This is a genomic window from Qipengyuania sp. L-5Y (genome assembly GCF_056859455.1).
On record NZ_JBSXOM010000032.1, the window covers coordinates 43,017 to 55,168 of the forward strand.

The following is a 12,152-nucleotide window of genomic DNA, read 5'->3' on the forward strand; positions in this document are numbered from 1 at the left end:
TGGCTCATCCGCAGATCCAATTGCCGCTGTAGCTTTGTGATTTGCCGGCTGCATCCCGTACGAGGACATTGGCAGGGCGGCGCTGCTGATCGCCCTCTGCCGGGGAAACAGTAACGGTAAAACCTTCACCTTCAAAGGTCGTGCCACTCTTGACCGCGTCAAGACCACCGACCGATGCGTCGACAGTCGTCAGGCTATCGCCGATCCTGACAACGGCTTTGCCAGGTATCGCACGGTCGTTGACGCCGCCTGCTATGATCATCTCATCCTTGCCAATCATCAAGGTGCAACCGCCTTCGCGTGTGCCAAGATTGACACCGCCGATATCGCCCAGCTTCTGAAGCTGAGTAAGATCGGCACCCTGGGGCGGTTGTGCATTGGCGGTATTGGGCTTGTCCGGATTGGCCATCCCGTCAACTGCCGCCGATTCATTCTGCCCGATACGATTGGCAAAATCATCGGCGCCCTCCTGCTGGGAAGGTTCTGAAGAACAGGCCGCAAGAGCCAATGGTAGTGCAACAAAAAGAAGCCTACTCATCACTTCGGATCCTTCTTGGCCGCAGCAGGCTTACGCTTCGCCGGGGCACGCTTCTTTTTTGGCTCGGTCGCTTCGGCAGTATCGCTTGTTTTGTCCTTGCGTTTTGGGCGCGCGGGTTGATCCTCGGTAGCCTCCGGCGCGGGAGCCTCTTCACCACCATCTTTCTCGGCGGGTGCTCCCGCAGTGACCTTTTCAGACGCCTGCTTGTCAGTCTTGGCCCCAGCACCGGTATCGGATGGCTTCTCGGTCGTCTTGGGCTCATCTACCGGGGACGTATCTGCCTTCTCATCGCCAGGAAGCACGTAATCCGCTCCTTCCCATGGACTCATGAAATCGAACTGTCGAAGATCCTGTGCGAGTTCGACAGGCTCATAGACAACGCGCTTTTCATCTTCCGAGTAGCGCAGTTCATGATAGCCCGTAAGAGGGAAGTCCTTGCGGAAGGGATGGCCTTCGAACCCATAATCGGTGAGGATGCGGCGAAGGTCCGAGTTGCCAGCGAAAAGCACCCCGTACATGTCGAATACTTCGCGCTCCAACCATCCCGCATTCGGCCACAGCGTCGTGACAGTAGGAACCGGAGTATCTTCCGAAGCCGAACACTTCACCATGATCCGGCTATTCGTCGTCAAGGAAAGCAGCATGTAGACCACTTCGAACCGTTCGGCACGGCTCGGGTAATCAACACCTGCGATCTCCATCAACTGCTGATATTTGTGCTCATCGCGCAGCATGCGAAGCACGTCCTCAACGCTGTCACGCTTTACGGTGAGCAACAACTCACCATGCTCTTCATGGGCGCCGAGCAGATGATCGCCCAACGCCTCGCTGAGCGCACTCTTCAGCCCGTCGATCATGGTAAAGCGGGGCGCGGAATGTAACGTTGCCATTCGGCCTTACCTTTCGATCGTTCCCGAGCGGCGAATCTTCCGCTGCAACTGCATGACACCGTACAAAAGCGCCTCTGCGGTCGGTGGGCACCCCGGGACGTAAATGTCGACCGGTACGATCCGGTCGCACCCACGCACGACGGAATAGCTGTAGTGGTAGTAGCCACCCCCATTGGCGCAGCTTCCCATCGAGATGACGTATTTGGGCTCCGACATCTGGTCGTAGACCTTGCGAAGGGCAGGCGCCATCTTGTTGCACAGCGTACCGGCAACGATCATCACGTCCGACTGGCGGGGTGAGGCACGCGGGGCGACACCAAAACGCTCCATGTCATATCGCGGCATGTTCACATGAATCATCTCGACCGCACAGCAGGCAAGGCCGAACGTCATCCACCATAGCGAACCGGTGCGCGCCCACTGGAACAGATCTTCGGTGCTGGTGACGAGGAATCCCTTGTCGTTCACCTCGGTCTGAAGCGCATTGAAATAGTCCGCTTCGGGCTGACGAACCTCGCCACCCTGGGCGGCAGGAACAGCGTTGGGCGGAGTGATAATGGTTGAATTGTTCATGGCGTTATTCCCAATCCAGGGCGCCCATCTTCCACTCGTAGGCGAGGCCTACGGCGAGGATGCCGAGAAAGATCATCATACCGATCCAGCCTTCCCACCCTGTGAACTGCAGACTGACTGCCCACGGGAAGAGAAAGGACGCTTCGAGGTCGAACAGCAGGAAGCTGATCGCAACGAGATAGAATTTAACATCGAACTGGCTGCGCGAATCCTCGAATGCGGGAAATCCGCATTCATATTCGCTGTTTTTCTCGGCATTGGGCTTGTGAGCCCCAGTTAGCCGCGAAACACCCATCGGGAGGAACACGAACAATGCCGAAAGACCAACGGCGATGAACAGGAAAATCAGGATGGGCAGGTATTGTTCGAGGTCGACCACGAATGATTCCTAGGCACGGGGAGCTTGTTTTCGCGCCCGCCTCTAGGCCCCTCACCCAGATGGTGCAAGGGTGGAGAAATGCGAACTATTCGCAATAAATCCGCAACATGCGCCGCGCTCCACACCCGGCCCGCTATTTCATCATGGTTTTGACGGCTTTTTCTGTGGCCGCTCCGTATGGCGGCTTGAAGCCGCCCAGTTTGGCAACGTCGATTTTTGGCTGTGTATAGATGCTGCGAGCATGGCTGAACTCGCGAAATCCCTCGACCCCGTGATAGCTGCCCATTCCAGACGGCCCCACTCCACCGAACGGTAGATCATCCATCGAAACGTGGAACAGAACATCATTCACGGTCACGCCACCACTGATGGTTTTGCTCAGCACCTTCTCGCGCTCGCTGCTGTCCTGTCCGAAATAGTACAGCCCCAGCGGACGGTCGTGCCGGTTCACGTAGTCAATAGCCTCATCGATATCGGCATAGGTCTTCACCGGCAGAACCGGTCCGAAGATTTCTTCCTGCATCGCCTTCATGTCTTCGCTGACATTCTTCAGGATCGTCAGCGGCATCTTGCGCGCATTGGTGTTGGAGAAATCCTCGTTAGCGGGATTGACCTCGATCACCTCCGCCCCCTTGTCGCGCGCATCTGCTACGATCGCCTGCAGGCGATCAAAATGCCTGTCTGTAACGATGCTGGAATAATCCTCGTTGTCGAGCAGTGAGGGGTACATGGCGGCAGTCCCCTCCCATACACCGTGGATTGCCTCATCTATCTTGCTTTCGGGCACGTATAGATAGTCCGGAGCAAGACATATCTGGCCTGCATTCATCATCTTGCCCAGGGCCACGCGTTCCCCAGCCTTTGCAAAATCGGCGCTTTCGCCCATGAATACAGGGGATTTGCCGCCTAACTCGAGCGTAACGGGTACGAGATTTTTAGACGCCGCCTCCATGACCTTGCGCCCCGTCGCGGTCGATCCGGTAAAAACCAGGTGATCGAACGCAAGTTCACTGAAAGCAGCGGCAACCTCCGGCCCGCCGGTGAAGACAGCACATTCGTCTGGCGTGAAATATTCCGCGATAAGTTCCTTGGTAAGCAAACTGGTCTTTTCAGTAAACTCGCTCGGCTTGATCATCGCGCGATTGCCGGCAGCAAATACCTGCATCAGGGGGCCGAAGCTGAGATTCACCGGGAAATTCCAAGGCGACAATATCCCGACGACGCCCTTGGGCTCGTAACGAACCTCTGCCTTTGCCCCGAGCAGGCCCAAGGGAAACTGGACGTGGCGCTTTTCTGCCCGCGCCCACTTGTCCATGTTCTTGAGGCAATATTTTCCGAAATTCGCAGTTCCCGCAATGTCGGTAATCATCGACTGAAGCGGCGAACGGTTTCCGAAATCGGCAGCCATCACCTTGCACAGATCATCGCCGTGCTTTTTCAACAAGGTTATAGTGCGTTTGATGCGATCCCTGCGCAGGTTCATGGGCTCGGGACGCATTTGATGGTGGGCGGAGCGCTGCTTCCTGAGCACGGCTTCCATTGCCGCTCTGCGATCTTCAACCATCCTAAACTCCCTCGGTCCATGTTGCGTCGCAGCGACGCACATCCTATCTCGTCAGCGAGATATTCCAGAACACAAGGACCAGCACAAGCATGCCCCAGTTCAGCGCATCCGATCCCGTCGTCATTCTGTCTTATGCCCGGACCCCAATGGGGGGAATGCAGGGCGCGCTCGCGGATGTTTCGGCAACCGATCTCGGCGCGACAGCGGTTAAAGCAGCGGTCGAGCGTTCGGGTGTTTCCGCCGATAAGTTTGATCGCACCTACATGGGCTGCGTTCTTCCGGCAGGTCTCGGTCAGGCCCCCGCTCGGCAAGCGTCCATCAAGGCCGGCCTCCCGACGTCTGTCCAGGCAACCACAGTCAACAAGGTCTGCGGCAGTGGCATGCAGACTGTTATCATGGGCGCAGAAGCGCTGGCGAGCGGCACCATCGATTATGTCGTGGCCGGTGGCATGGAAAGCATGACCAATGCGCCGTATCTGCTGAAGAAGCACCGTAGCGGTGCGCGCCTCGGACATGACACGGCTTACGATCACATGTTCCTCGACGGCCTGGAAGATGCGTACGAAGAAGGCCGTGCAATGGGCACTTTCGCGCAGGACACCGCAAACGATTACCAGCTCACCCGCGAAGAAATGGACGCATATTCGATTGAATCGCTCCGACGTGCGAACGCGGCCATCGAAAACGGCGCATTCGCTGGAGAAGTTGTGCCGGTCACCTTCTCCACCCGCGCCGGCGAAGTAACTGTCGAACACGACGAGCAGCCCGGAAAGGGCAAGCCCGACAAGATCCCTACCCTCCGCCCGGCTTTCGCCAAGGATGGGACGATTACGGCTGCGACTTCGTCCTCGATTTCGGACGGTGCCGCCGCCGTTGTGCTGACGCGTGAAAGTGTTGCAGAGAAAAATGGACAGACCCCCGTCGCCCGGATTGTTGCCATGGCAGCCCATGCCCAGGCACCATCCGAATTCACGGTTGCTCCGGTTGGCGCTATAAACAAGGTTCTCGAAAATGCCGGCTGGTCGGCTGACGAAGTTGAGTTGTGGGAAGTTAACGAAGCCTTTGCCTGCGTTGCAATGTTTGCCATGCGTGACATTGGCATCCCTCACGACAAGATCAACGTGAATGGCGGCGGCACGGCGCTTGGACACCCTATCGGGGCGAGCGGCACGCGGATTATCGTCACCCTTCTCAACGCACTCAAGGAACAGGGGAAGAAGCGCGGAATCGCATCTCTCTGCATCGGTGGCGGTGAAGCGACGGCAGTGGCGGTCGAACTCGTCTGATTTTCGGGACCCTCCCCCTTTCGCGCGCGTTGTGCCCGCGAAAGGGGAGAGCCGATGAAAAAGCTTATGGTCTTCGCCGCTTGCGCTGCGCTCGCCGCATGCGGTTCGAAAGAGGAAAAAACGCCGGAATCCACCAACACCGCGGCTGCAACCGCTAGCGGGACTGCTACGGGTGACGTAACCGGCACCTACGAAATCAAATTAGCCGATGGCAGTGTAGCGCTGCAAACCATCAACTCGGACGGGACATACGTCGAGACTACGCCGGACGGTGATCGAACCGGTGGCGGCAGATGGCGAACCGGTGATGACGGTGCGATGTGCTTCGATCCGGAAGGGAACGAAAGCGAAGAATGCTACACCGGCGCAGCCCCCGGGGAAGACGGCAGCTTTGCAATGCAGGATGAGGATGGCAACACGACTACGGTGCGCAAGGTCGATGGCGGCGCTACACCCACAAATACTCCGGCCACCTAGATGGCCGACAGAACAGGGCGTTTGCCATCGCGCTTTTCGACGGCCTTTACCCTGACGCTGGCGGGCCTGCTCGTGACGGCTTGCGGTCAGGAACCAGAAGCCCCCTACGCACACGACACCACCGAAAACGATGAAAAAGCTCCCTCGCCAGATGCTTATGTCTTGGCACCCGGAGTATACTCGATCGAGAGCAGCGATGGCAGTCTCTACTTCCAGATGGTGATAGAACAGGATGGTACCTATTCGACACGCAATCCGGATGGGGATACAATCGTAACAGGCAGATGGCGCGACGACCGCGGAAGAGCGTGCTTCGATCCGTCCGGTGCGGGAGAAGACAAGCAAGAACGCTGCTGGATCAATTCGTCCCTCTCCGAAGATGGAACGTTCACCACAACGGGTGCGGATGGCAGCGATAGCTACACCGTTCGTCCCGTAGCGAGCTGAGGGTTACGGAGGCCCCGCCCCCCAGAGGCGGGACGCAAGAATGTATCCCCGCCGTTCCCCGATGGAAAATTCACACCAGCCATCGTCGCAATCGCCAAGTACGCCCACGACGCCAGGTTCAACGCGCCATTTGATGTCCGACCCTGAAGACGCACCGTCGCGCAATTCGGTCGACGCGTCTCCTATCACGATGGCGCCCCGATCTGGACTCAACAGGCGGGCGACGACCCAGCCCCGCGCGCCGTCCGGATCTTCGATCAGACGCCAGCCCTCCATCAGCCTCACAACCTTCACTGGCAGGCCCGGACGATGGTAGACCCAATCAATACGATAGTCCGCGCTCGGCCCTACTCGCATGTTAAGCTCGCTAGCCCTTATGGTGGCCCAATAGGGCACATCGCGGTCCTGAGCCTGCACTGTGCTGGCCAAACCGAGAAGAACAAGAAAGGGAAGAAAAAGTCGCATGACCATGCAGCCACGAATTGAAGAAATTTGGCGAACAGTCAACGCGATTGGCAACAGCTTCCCCGCCCAAATCCTTGACCATCGACCCGGCGCCGTCCTAGCGATGCAATTCGATGGCACGCACGAACTCTACGCACTCCAAACGTCTCGAACGTAAGCCCCGGGTATTCGTCACGCGGCATCTCATGCCAAGCGTGGAAGATCGCATGGTCGACCTGTTCGATGTCGTGCTCAATGCGGACGACAACCCGCTGACACGTGATGATCTGACCGCAGCTATGAACGATTGCGATGTGCTGGTCCCAACCGTGACGGACCGGATCGACACCGATATGATAGCCTCCGCCGGAAAGGACCTCGGTCTGATCGCCAATTTTGGCGCAGGAACGGAGCATATCGACCTTGAAGCCGCAGCGGAGCACCATATTCTCGTCACCAATACGCCAGGCGTATTCACTGACGATACTGCTGATCTTACCATGGCAGGGATCATTGGCGTGCCGCGCCGTATCCGCGAAGGTGTCGAGCTCATCAGGAGTGGTGAATGGTCCGGCTGGACGCCGACGGCGCTGCTTGGCGCAAAGCTCGCCGGAAAGGTTCTGGGCATCGTCGGTATGGGCCGCATAGGCCAGGCTGTCGCGCATCGTGCCCGCGCTTTCGGATTGGAAATCGCTTACCACAATCGCAAACGGCTGCCCGAAGCGGTTGAGCGTATGTTCAGCGCCCGTTGGGTGGACAGCCTCGATGGACTGATGTCGGAGGCCGACATCCTGACGCTGCACTGTCCAGCAGGTCCGGATACGCATCACATGATCGACGCACAAAGGATCGGCCTGATGAAAGATGGGGCAAGCCTAATCAATACGGCGCGCGGCGACCTCGTCGATCAGGAAGCGCTCATCGCGGCTTTAGAGGCCGGGAAACTTGCGGGAGCAGGTCTCGATGTCTATCCGGACGAGCCGCATGTCGATGCCCGCCTGATCCGTCATCCGAATGTGATGACCCTTCCCCATATTGGAAGTGCCACCCTCGAAGGGCGCGAAGAAAGCGGCATGAAGGTCATCGCCAACATTCGTATGTGGGCGGATGGCCACCGACCGCCCGATCAGGTTCTGACCGGGCTGGCCTGACCAGTCAGAGACGTTTTTCGTAGAAGACGTTGAATTCCGTTTCGACATAATTGCCGAAGGCGCTTCGCCGAGCGAAGCCATTTCGCAGGTAGAGGCGGTTCGCCGGTTCGAAGACAGGTCCCGTTCCGGTTTCCAGCACCAAGAGTTTCAAAGACCTGTCTCGGGCGGCAAACGTGATCGCGTCCAGCAATGCCTGCCCCACACCGCGGCGAAGTGCCAGTTCCTTTGTACGCATGGACTTGATCTCGCCCATTGCCGACGAAAGCTGCATGAGCGCTCCAATGCCAAGCAACTCGCCGTTCTGCCTTGCATCGAAGACCGTCACATCGGGTCGTTCGAGGCCGCTGAGATCAAGGGCGAACGACGTTCCTGGCGGCGATGCATTATACATTTGCCGCTGATGCAGAGCGATTAGATCGCGAACATCGGCGTCGGCGAGGTTGGCGACGCCGACTTCCAAATCAGTCACCTGTCAGGATACGGTCGACCAGTTCCTTCACGGTCGGCGTGAAATTATTGGAATAGAACGGGTCTAGTTTGAAGCGATAGGCAGCATGCCCCGCAAAGGCGAGATTCTCGTCCGGATCGCCCCCATGGGCGATATCCTGGAGGGTCTTTTGAATACAGAAGCTTCGCGGATCGGCGAGCCGGCCGGTCGTGTGATTATCGTGATCTTTCCAGCTGCTGAACTGGCAGTGCGACAGACAGCCCATACAGGCTTGCTGGTCCTCGCGAATTTGCTCAGCGCTTTCGGGAGTCACGAAGACCACTGTATCGTCGGGAGTTTTGAGCGGCTCGGAAAATCCTTCATGCATCCACGAAAGCGCCTTGCGCTGGTCGCCCGGATGAACCCAAAAATACTTGGCTTTACCGTGATCCGACAGTGGAACGGTGCCATCTTCCTCATCGCGCTTGAAAATCGGAATTTGCCGATCCGACCGATGCATCAGGTCGTAGAGGAAGGGGGTCTTTACCGCACTGGAATAAAAGCCTGTCGGGCTGAATTTGTGCAGCAGCACATCACCCGGTTCCACCGTGCGAAGCATGTCCTTCCATATCTGCGGGATCGGGCTCTCATGCGTCAGCAACGGACGAGTTCCGAACTGGAACATGATCTTGCCGATTTCGGGATTGTCGATCCAGTCGTTCCATTCGCGCAGGAACCACACGCCGCCGGCCATGACGATGGCGGTATCTTCCGACACGCCTTCCTTGCGCATGGTCTCGCGCAGCGCAGCGACACGAGGGTATGGATCTTCAGGCTTGGTCGGATCTTCGGCGTTGGACAGGCCGTTATGTCCGCCAGCCAACCAGGGATCTTCATAGACCACGGCTGCCATGAGATCGGGAACCTTGGAGTAGCTGCGCTTCCACAATGCCCGAAAGGCACGGGCCGAGGAAACGATGGGCAGATAGTGCACGTTGTAACGCGCCGCGATTTCCGCAAGTTTATACGGCATACCTGCGCCGCAAGTGACGCCGGTGACCAATCCCGGGCAGTTTTCGAGCACACCTTCCAGAACCTGCTGCGCACCGCCCATTTCCCACAGCACGTTGATATTGATGGCGCCCTTGCCACCGGAAATTTCATGGGCGCGCTTCACCTGTTCGGTCGCGCCGTCTATGGCATAACGAACCAGTTGCTCGAACCGCTCCTTACGCGTCGCCTGCGGGTAAACTTGGGGGATTGGATTGCCATCGTCGTCGTAGCTGTCAGCATTGACTGCGCTGACAGTTCCAATGCCGTCAGCGGCTGCCCATGCGCCGGAGCTCAGATGGTTGGTTGCGGAAACGCCCTTGCCACCTTCGACCAGTGGCCAGACTTCCTTGCCGCCATAGCTTATCGGCTCCAGACCCTTGAAACTCATTGGATTACGCTTTCTTTTCTTTGCGGGCGCCCTGCGCCTCGTTGCCCAGCGCAGCACGTTCGCCGCGGCATGGCTGTATCTCTCCGGGTTCCGGCCTCGTAGCGGCTGCCTTGAACTGTGCATAGTACCCGGCCAGTTCAGGCGAATCCTTGAAGGTGACGAGTTCATACCCTGCGGCTTTGAACTCGCAGCTTAACAGCAAGGGATCGATCCCGTGCTTGTCCGTCGCACGATCGATGTCGACCACGATCACCTGCCCACCTTTTCTTAAGGCAGGCCACATGCGCCACAGGAATTCGTAAGGTTGTGCGATCTCATGATACATATGCACCATGAAGATGCGGTCGAAACTGTTTTCCGGCAGCTTGGGATCAGCCAGTTCGCCCTGCCGGATCGATACGTTTTCAAGCCTTTGCCGTTCGATCCGCCGGCCCAAATGGTTGAGAGCATCGCGATCGATATCCTGCGCCAACACCCGCCCATCCGCGCCAACCCGTTCCGCAAGTCGGACGGTGTAATAGCCGTTTCCAGCGCCAATATCGGCCACCGTCATTCCGTCTTCTATTTCGGCGAGATCCATCACCGTCTTCGCTTCGCCGCGACTGTCTCGCTGGTCTTCAGTCGAAAACTGGTTCGAACCCAAGTCGGACACAGCCCTGTCTGGCTCAGGAAAGCGCGGCTCGTCGTCATCGACGAGAACCTGCCCCTTGCACGCGCCAAGCATGGCAAGCGGAAGGATCAAGACCGCAACGGGTTTCAATCCTCATCCTCCACATCGACCGTCTCGCCAGTCACTCGCTGCGCCAACGCAGCCGAAATGAACTGATCAAGCGCACCATCCAATACGTCATCCGGCGTCGGAGACTGCACACCGGTGCGCAGATCTTTCACCATTTGATACGGCTGGAGAACATAGGACCGGATCTGATGCCCCCACCCGATCTCGCTCTTCTCCTGATATTCCCCCGAAGCCGCGGCCTCGCGCTCTGCCATCTCACGTTCGAAAAGGCGCGCTTTCAGCATGTTCATGGCGGTCGCACGGTTTTTGTGCTGGCTGCGATCGTTCTGGCTCGCGACGACGATGCCGGTGGGCTGGTGCGTGATTCGTACAGCTGAGTCGGTCGTGTTAACGTGCTGTCCGCCCGCTCCGGACGCGCGATAGGTATCGATCTTCAGATCCGATGGATTGATCTCGATGTCGATGTCGTCGTCGATCACGGGATATACCCATACCGAACTGAAGCTGGTGTGGCGCCGCGCGGAGCTGTCGTATGGGCTTATGCGAACGAGGCGGTGAACACCGCTCTCGGTCTTGGCATAACCATAGGCGTTCTCGCCCTTGATTAGCAGAGTCGCACTCTTGATCCCGGCCTGTTCGCCGGCCGCATATTCCACCGTTTCCACCTTGAAACCACGACGTTCGGCCCAGCGCGCATACATGCGCAGGAGCATATCCGCCCAATCCTGGCTTTCGGTACCGCCCGCGCCAGCGTTGATCTGGAGATAGGTATCGTTCCCGTCAGCCTCGCCTGAAAGCAAAGCCTGCACCTTGTCGCGATCGGCACGTTCGCCCAGACTCGCCAGAGTATCGAGCCCTTCGCGCTCCACTTCGGCATCGCCTTCGGCTTCGCCCATTTCGACGAACTCCATGGCATCCGCCATCTCGGCCTCGATCTCGCGGACAGTATTGATCGCCGTTTCGAGGCGCTTCTGCTCTTGTGTGACAGCCTGCGCCTGCTTGGGATCGTCCCACAGATTGGGGTCCTGAACGCGCGCATCGAGCTCGTCGAGACGGCGTAACGCCCGCTCCCAGTCGAGCGACTGGCGGACCAGCGCCAAAGCGGCTTCGATCCTTTCGATATGGGCCTGCCCTTCGGCACGCATGGAACTCTCCTGGCAAAAGATGTGCGGGCGCGCCGCCTAGCGCAGACGCGCGGCGCGGGGAAGATGCTGCAGGCGGCCTACTTGCGCGCGAGCGAACGCACCGCCGCGAGGCTGCGTGCCACATGTTCCTGTGGCTTCAGGTTCGAATAGGAAAAAGCCACCTTGCCATCGCGATCGATGACATAAGTCGTTCGGTCGCTCCATCCGGCTTTGTCTGCGCCAAGGCCCAGCGAAACGTCATAGCGCTCGATCAGGTCCTTAGACGCGGTAGCAACGGGAAACTGGCCTGCGCAATGCTTGGCGGAGAATTCGCGCAACTGATTGGTATTGCCACCGGTCATGCCGATCACGGTGGCCCCCGCCTTGCGGAAGTCATCCATTGCCTCGGCGAAAGCCTGGGCCTCCAGATTGCAGCCCGATGTGAAAGCTGCCGGGAAGAAGTAGAGGACGACCGGCCCCTTCTTGAGCGAGGTGGCGAGATCGACCCGGATCGGCTTGCCTGCCATCGCGCCCTGTGCGGTAAACCGCGGTGCCTCCGCGCCCTTATCCAGAGCAGCGAGAGCGGGCGAAGCGGAAAGGCCGAGGGCGGCCGCAACGATGACTGTGCGCAGTATCTTCATGACACCTATAATGGACCTTCGAAGCGCCCCT

Annotated in this window: 15 protein-coding genes; 4 read left to right on the top strand and 11 right to left on the bottom strand. The window is 58.4% G+C overall.

Annotation, left to right across the window (positions count from 1 at the left end):
- Positions 1–4 precede the first annotated feature (4 nt).
- The 5 genes from AC13F2_RS13840 to AC13F2_RS13860 all read right to left on the bottom strand — a co-directional run bounded on the left by AC13F2_RS13840 (position 5) and on the right by AC13F2_RS13860 (position 3,944).
- Entirely contained in the window at positions 5–538 is a 534-nt protein-coding gene (locus AC13F2_RS13840) for a hypothetical protein (RefSeq protein WP_222828075.1), read from the bottom strand.
- Positions 538–1,428 carry an NADH-quinone oxidoreductase subunit C gene (locus AC13F2_RS13845; RefSeq protein WP_482965542.1) on the bottom strand — a complete coding sequence of 297 codons (891 nt, stop codon included), beginning with the start codon at positions 1,426–1,428 and terminating at the stop codon, positions 538–540. Before AC13F2_RS13845 ends, AC13F2_RS13840 begins: the two co-directional genes overlap by 1 nt.
- 6 nt (positions 1,429–1,434) lie before the next feature.
- Positions 1,435–2,001: a NuoB/complex I 20 kDa subunit family protein gene (locus AC13F2_RS13850; RefSeq protein WP_173830024.1), complete on the bottom strand. Its 567-nt coding sequence runs from the start codon at positions 1,999–2,001 to the stop codon at positions 1,435–1,437.
- A gap of 4 nt (positions 2,002–2,005) precedes the next feature.
- A complete protein-coding gene (gene ndhC / locus AC13F2_RS13855; protein WP_103023755.1) occupies positions 2,006–2,380 on the bottom strand; it encodes an NADH-quinone oxidoreductase subunit A in 375 nt (124 codons plus the stop codon).
- A 133-nt stretch (positions 2,381–2,513) separates the two neighbouring features.
- Positions 2,514–3,944: a coniferyl aldehyde dehydrogenase gene (locus AC13F2_RS13860; protein WP_482965543.1), complete on the bottom strand. Its 1,431-nt coding sequence runs from the start codon at positions 3,942–3,944 to the stop codon at positions 2,514–2,516.
- Positions 3,945–4,033: 89 nt separating this feature from the next.
- On the opposite strand from AC13F2_RS13860, the gene AC13F2_RS13865 reads away from it, so the two are divergent.
- The 3 genes from AC13F2_RS13865 to AC13F2_RS13875 are packed head-to-tail and all read left to right on the top strand — an operon-like array spanning position 4,034 to position 6,154.
- Positions 4,034–5,230 carry an acetyl-CoA C-acyltransferase gene (locus AC13F2_RS13865; protein ID WP_482965544.1) on the top strand — a complete coding sequence of 399 codons (1,197 nt, stop codon included), beginning with the start codon at positions 4,034–4,036 and terminating at the stop codon, positions 5,228–5,230.
- Between the two features lie 54 nt (positions 5,231–5,284).
- Positions 5,285–5,707, top strand: coding sequence for a hypothetical protein (locus tag AC13F2_RS13870; protein ID WP_482965545.1), 423 nt, complete (start codon positions 5,285–5,287; stop codon positions 5,705–5,707).
- Positions 5,708–6,154 carry a hypothetical protein gene (locus AC13F2_RS13875; RefSeq protein ID WP_482965546.1) on the top strand — a complete coding sequence of 149 codons (447 nt, stop codon included), beginning with the start codon at positions 5,708–5,710 and terminating at the stop codon, positions 6,152–6,154.
- A 3-nt stretch (positions 6,155–6,157) separates the two neighbouring features.
- On the opposite strand, the gene AC13F2_RS13880 is transcribed toward AC13F2_RS13875, so the two are convergent.
- Positions 6,158–6,619 (bottom strand): SH3 domain-containing protein, encoded by a 462-nt coding sequence (locus tag AC13F2_RS13880; protein ID WP_248284378.1) that lies wholly within the window; start codon positions 6,617–6,619, stop codon positions 6,158–6,160.
- A gap of 113 nt (positions 6,620–6,732) precedes the next feature.
- Here AC13F2_RS13880 and AC13F2_RS13885 point away from each other — a divergent pair, with 113 nt between their 5' ends.
- Positions 6,733–7,749, top strand: coding sequence for a 2-hydroxyacid dehydrogenase (locus AC13F2_RS13885; RefSeq protein ID WP_482965547.1), 1,017 nt, complete (start codon positions 6,733–6,735; stop codon positions 7,747–7,749).
- A 4-nt stretch (positions 7,750–7,753) separates the two neighbouring features.
- Here the strand turns inward: AC13F2_RS13885 and AC13F2_RS13890 are convergent, their stop codons facing one another.
- From AC13F2_RS13890 to AC13F2_RS13910, 5 genes are all read right to left on the bottom strand, one after another.
- A complete protein-coding gene (locus AC13F2_RS13890; protein WP_482965548.1) occupies positions 7,754–8,218 on the bottom strand; it encodes a GNAT family N-acetyltransferase in 465 nt (154 codons plus the stop codon).
- Positions 8,211–9,617 (bottom strand): NAD(P)H-dependent flavin oxidoreductase, encoded by a 1,407-nt coding sequence (locus AC13F2_RS13895; RefSeq protein ID WP_482965549.1) that lies wholly within the window; start codon positions 9,615–9,617, stop codon positions 8,211–8,213. Before AC13F2_RS13895 ends, AC13F2_RS13890 begins: the two co-directional genes overlap by 8 nt.
- 4 nt (positions 9,618–9,621) lie before the next feature.
- Complete coding sequence (locus AC13F2_RS13900; protein ID WP_222828224.1) at positions 9,622–10,341, bottom strand: class I SAM-dependent methyltransferase; 720 nt, start codon at positions 10,339–10,341, stop codon at positions 9,622–9,624.
- 32 nt (positions 10,342–10,373) lie between these two features.
- The gene (gene prfB, locus AC13F2_RS13905) at positions 10,374–11,501 is read right to left on the bottom strand and encodes a peptide chain release factor 2 (RefSeq protein ID WP_196846060.1); all 1,128 of its coding nucleotides are present in this window, start codon (positions 11,499–11,501) and stop codon (positions 10,374–10,376) included.
- 77 nt (positions 11,502–11,578) lie between these two features.
- Positions 11,579–12,121: a peroxiredoxin gene (locus tag AC13F2_RS13910; RefSeq protein ID WP_103023746.1), complete on the bottom strand. Its 543-nt coding sequence runs from the start codon at positions 12,119–12,121 to the stop codon at positions 11,579–11,581.
- Positions 12,122–12,152: the final 31 nt, after the last annotated feature.